The following is a 4,647-nucleotide window of genomic DNA, read 5'->3' on the forward strand; positions in this document are numbered from 1 at the left end:
CGCCCCCGCCACACCGCACCGCTCCCGCCACCCAGACCCCCGGCCACTGCCCCGGCCCCCGGCCCCACCCCAGACCCCGTAACCCCTTCGGCCCACCCCACCACGCACACGAGTGCCTACAGGTGCGGGACCGTCGAGGAGAACAGACGCTGGAGTTCGCAGCATCCGGCACGGACGGCGAGGGGCGATGATCGTAACGGTGGTGTCGATGCCGGAGGCGACGGTCACGCGTGCGGATGTCGCGGAGGCGAGGGAGCGGCTGGCGACGGAGCGGTTCCTGCTCGTCGACATCGAGTTGCCGGGGGAGGGGCCGGAGGCCGGGTCGGTGACCGGGTCGGTGGCCGAGGAGCTGGGGCTGGAAGCCGAAGGGCTGGACTGGTTCGGCAGGGTGGACGAGCCTCCGCGGGCGGAGTATCTGGGGGACAGGGCGGGACTGGTCGTGCCGGTCGTCCAGGGTGAGCGGATCGCCCTCGTCCATGTGCTGGTGACCGAGCGCTTCCTGGCCACCGTGCACCGGGGGCAGGCCGGGCTGGCGATGCCCATGACCCGGGCGCTGACGCACGAGCGGCCGTCCGACGCCGTGGCGGTGCTCTTCCTGATGCTCGGGGAGGCACTGGGTTCGTTTCGCCGGGCGGCCGTGCAGGCACTGCTGGAGACCGAGGAGCTCGAGGACGACATGTTCGAGGAGCGGCTTCCCGAGCAGGTGCGCGAGCTGGCGCGGCTGCGGCGCCGTTCGGCCCTCCTGCATCACTTCCTGCGGCCGTTCCTCGAGCTGACCGACGAGATGCTCACCCGCCGGATGATGAGCCCCACCTTCCCCGAGCAGCGGCAGCGGCTCGCCCGGGAGTTCCAGACCAGCGGGCGACTGGTGCTCGCGGACCTCGAGTCGTTGCAGGAGGCCACGCGCCGGGCGTTCGGCAGTTACTCCTCGCTGGTGGCCGGGGAGCAGAACGGGGTGATCAACCGGCTGGCCATCGTGTCGGTGGTCTTTCTGCCGTTGTCGTTCCTGACCGGGTTCTTCGGCATGAACTTCACGTTCCTGACGGACAAGCTGGAGAGCCGGGACGAGTTCTGGCTGTTCGCCATCGGACTGCAGCTGCTCGTCCTGCTCCTCTCCCTCTATGTGCTGCACCGCACCAGGATCTGGCGCAGGCTGCGCGAGGGAGACTGACCGGCCGGCCGTGCCCGGGTATGCCGAAGACCCCGCCCGGCACCCTTGGGGAAGGGGTCGGACGGGGCCTTCGGTTGAAGAGTCTGAACTCGCACCCGCGTGGCGAACGCAGGCCGCGTGCGAGTTCGGGAGCCGGTAGGGGGCGGATGAGAGAGGGCCCGCCCTGGGTCCCGCCGGCGTTCAGATCAGGTGAGAACTCAGCCCTTGAGGTCGGTGACCTTGGCGGCCAGCGCCGACTTCTTGTTGGCGGCCTGGTTCTTGTGGATGACGCCCTTCGAGACGGCCTTGTCGAGCTGACGCGCGGCAGCGCGCTGGTACTCGGTGGCCTTCTCGACGTCACCCGCGGCAGCGGCCTCGCGGGCCTTGCGGATCGCGGTCTTCAGGGAGGACTTGACGGCCTTGTTGCGCAGGCGCGCCTTCTCGTTGGTCTTGATCCGCTTGATCTGGGACTTGATGTTCGCCACGAAGGAGCCTTTTCAGGTTCAGGCACGGGACCGCTCGGGCCCCGGACCGGTGATCCAAGGATTTCAGTACGTGCCTCGCGCTGAGAGGGCATGAGGCACAGCCATCAACACTACCAGTGGCCGCCTCGGCGGCCCAAAACGCCCCCCGGTCGCTCCCCGTGGGACCATGGAGACTACGTATCGATCCGACCCGAGGCATAAGGCGCCTCAAGAGACAGGACCCTGCGTGCCCGCGACCCCTAACCACGTGCCCGAGCCGAGCCGTACCGACCCGGCGCTGATCCGCAACTTCTGCATCATCGCGCACATCGACCACGGCAAGTCCACGCTCGCCGACCGGATGCTCCAGCTGACCGGTGTGGTCGAGCAGCGGCAGATGCGCGCTCAGTACCTCGACCGGATGGACATCGAGCGCGAGCGCGGCATCACGATCAAGTCCCAGGCGGTGCGTCTGCCGTGGGCCCCCACCGTGGGCCCCGACCAGGGCAGTACCCACATCCTCAACATGATCGACACCCCGGGGCACGTCGACTTCACCTATGAGGTCTCGCGGTCGCTGGCCGCCTGCGAGGGAACCGTCCTCCTCGTCGACGCCGCCCAGGGCATCGAGGCGCAGACCCTCGCCAACCTCTACCTGGCGATGGAGAACGACCTCACGATCATCCCCGTGCTGAACAAGATCGACCTGCCGGCCGCGCAGCCGGAGAAGTTCGCCGAGGAGCTGGCGAACCTCATCGGGTGCGACCCCGACGACGTGCTCAAGGTCTCCGCGAAGACCGGCATGGGCGTCGAGGCGCTCCTCGACCGGGTCGTCGAGCGGATCCCGGCCCCGGTCGGCGTCAAGGACGCCCCCGCCCGCGCGATGATCTTCGACTCGGTCTACGACTCCTACCGGGGTGTCGTGACGTACGTCCGTGTCATCGACGGCCAGCTCAACAAGCGCGAGCGCATCAAGATGATGTCGACCGGCGCGACCCACGAGCTGCTGGAGATCGGCACCAACTCGCCCGAGATGCTCCCGGCCGACGGCCTGGGCGTCGGCGAGGTGGGCTATCTGATCACCGGTGTGAAGGACGTCCGCCAGTCCAAGGTCGGTGACACCGTCACCAGCCAGGTCAAGGGCGCGACCGAGGCCCTCGGCGGCTACAAGGACCCGAAGCCGATGGTGTTCTCGGGCCTGTACCCGCTGGACGGCTCGGACTACCCGGAGCTGCGCGAGGCCCTGGACAAGCTCCAGCTCAACGACGCCGCCCTGGTGTACGAGCCGGAGACCTCCGCCGCCCTCGGCTTCGGCTTCCGCGTCGGCTTCCTCGGCCTGCTGCACCTGGACGTGATCCGGGAGCGCCTGGAGCGCGAGTTCGGCCTCGACCTGATCGCCACCGCCCCCAACGTGGTCTACCGCGTGGTCATGGAGGACGGCAGCGAGCATGTCGTCACCAACCCGAGCGAGTTCCCCGAGGGGAAGATCAACGAGGTCTACGAGCCGGTCGTGCGGGCCACGATCCTCGCGCCCACCGAGTTCATCGGCTCGATCATGGAGCTGTGCCAGACCCGGCGCGGCACCCTGCTCGGCATGGACTACCTCTCCGAGGACCGGGTCGAGATCCGCTACACGCTGCCGCTCGCGGAGATCGTCTTCGACTTCTTCGACCAGCTGAAGTCCAAGACCCGCGGCTACGCCTCGCTGGACTACGAGCCCACGGGCGAGCAGACCTCCAGCCTGGTCAAGGTCGACATCCTGCTGCACGGCGACAAGGTGGACGCCTTCTCGGCGATCACCCACAAGGACGCCGCGTACGCGTACGGTGTACGGCTCGTCGCCAAGCTGCGCGAGCTGATCCCCCGGCAGGCCTTCGAGGTGCCGATCCAGGCCGCCATCGGTTCGCGGGTCATCGCCCGCGAGACCATCCGCGCCATCCGCAAGGACGTCCTCGCCAAGTGCTACGGCGGTGACATCTCCCGTAAGCGGAAGCTGCTGGAGAAGCAGAAGGAAGGCAAGAAGCGGATGAAGATGGTGGGTTCCGTGGAGGTTCCGCAGGAAGCCTTCATCGCGGTCCTCTCCAGCGATGACAGCGCGGGATCGGGCAAGGCCAAGAAGTAACCGCGCGCGGTACCGGGCCGTACGCGCAATTCCGGGCACAAGGGGCTCGTCGCACGCAAGTGCGGCGGGCCCCTGCGTGTACGGGGGGTCGCTCTGCGTGGACGTTCCGTGGGGTCGTGTGGGGAAGTCGCAGGCCGCGTCCCCTTACGCGACGGGCGGTCGCGCCTTACCCTGATCCCTGCCCCATAGTTACTCGCGAGTTAAACAACAGGCCGTACCCGTTCGAACACCCACGTGAGTCAACCCAGCCGCACCGAGTCAGCCGCACCGTCGCGGGCCCCGGAGGATGTCGTGAGCGACACACAGACCCTGATCGAGAACCGACCGCCCTCCGTGGCGGCCCTCTTCCTGGAGCGCGTGGCGGCGACACCGGACGCCGAGGCATACCGCTACCCCGTCCCGTCCGCGACAGGCACCGGTCCGGACGAGTGGAAGTCGCTGACCTGGAGCCAGGCCGCCGGGCGCGTGTACGCCATCGCGGCCGGCCTCATCGAACTGGGCATCGAGTCCGAGCAGCGTGTGGCGCTCGCCTCCTCGACCCGGGTCGAGTGGATCCTCGCCGACCTCGGCATCCTCTGCGCGGGCGGCGCCACCACGACCGTCTATCCGCAGACCAACTCCGACGAGTCGGCGTTCATCCTCTCCGACTCCGAGAGCAGGGTGCTGATCGCGGAGGATGCCGCGCAGGTCGCCAAGGCGGTGGAGCGCCGCGCCGAGCTGCCCGCGCTCACCAAGGTCGTCGTCATCGACCCCGAGGGTGTCGAGACCGACGACTGGGTGATCACCCTGGCCGAGCTGGAGAAGCGCGGCGCGGCCTATCTGGAGACGCACCCCGAGCTGATCAAGGAGCGCGTCGGCGCGATCACCGCCGACCAGCTCGCCACCCTGATCTACACCTCCGGCACCACCGG

At 68.6% G+C, this 4,647-nt stretch carries 4 protein-coding genes; 3 read left to right on the top strand and 1 reads right to left on the bottom strand.

Annotated features, from left to right (window positions below; all coding sequences use genetic code 11):
• The first annotated feature begins 187 nt into the window (after positions 1 to 187).
• A complete protein-coding gene (locus GTW40_RS00600; protein WP_237525257.1) occupies positions 188 to 1,171 on the top strand; it encodes a CorA family divalent cation transporter in 984 nt (327 codons plus the stop codon).
• A gap of 197 nt (positions 1,172 to 1,368) precedes the next feature.
• Here GTW40_RS00600 and rpsT read toward each other — a convergent pair whose 3' ends face one another.
• Positions 1,369 to 1,635 (bottom strand): 30S ribosomal protein S20, encoded by a 267-nt coding sequence (rpsT, locus tag GTW40_RS00605; protein ID WP_161178162.1) that lies wholly within the window; start codon positions 1,633 to 1,635, stop codon positions 1,369 to 1,371.
• A 226-nt stretch (positions 1,636 to 1,861) separates the two neighbouring features.
• On the opposite strand from rpsT, the gene lepA reads away from it, so the two are divergent.
• Together lepA and GTW40_RS00615 are read left to right on the top strand one after the other, a co-directional pair.
• Positions 1,862 to 3,736 carry a translation elongation factor 4 gene (gene lepA, locus GTW40_RS00610; protein WP_161178163.1) on the top strand — a complete coding sequence of 625 codons (1,875 nt, stop codon included), beginning with the start codon at positions 1,862 to 1,864 and terminating at the stop codon, positions 3,734 to 3,736.
• Positions 3,737 to 4,027: 291 nt separating this feature from the next.
• Positions 4,028 to 4,647: AMP-binding protein (locus GTW40_RS00615; RefSeq protein ID WP_161178164.1), on the top strand; the 620-nt coding region annotated here is incomplete at its 3' end.

It is taken from the genome of Streptomyces sp. SID4985, assembly GCF_009863025.1.
GTDB lineage: Bacteria > Actinomycetota > Actinomycetes > Streptomycetales > Streptomycetaceae > Streptomyces.

Bases quoted from the DNA above. Each gene is read 5' to 3' on its own strand.
- GTW40_RS00600 (WP_237525257.1), top strand. From the start codon at position 188: ATGATCGTAACGGTGGTGTCGATGCCGGAGGCGACGGTCACGCGTGCG.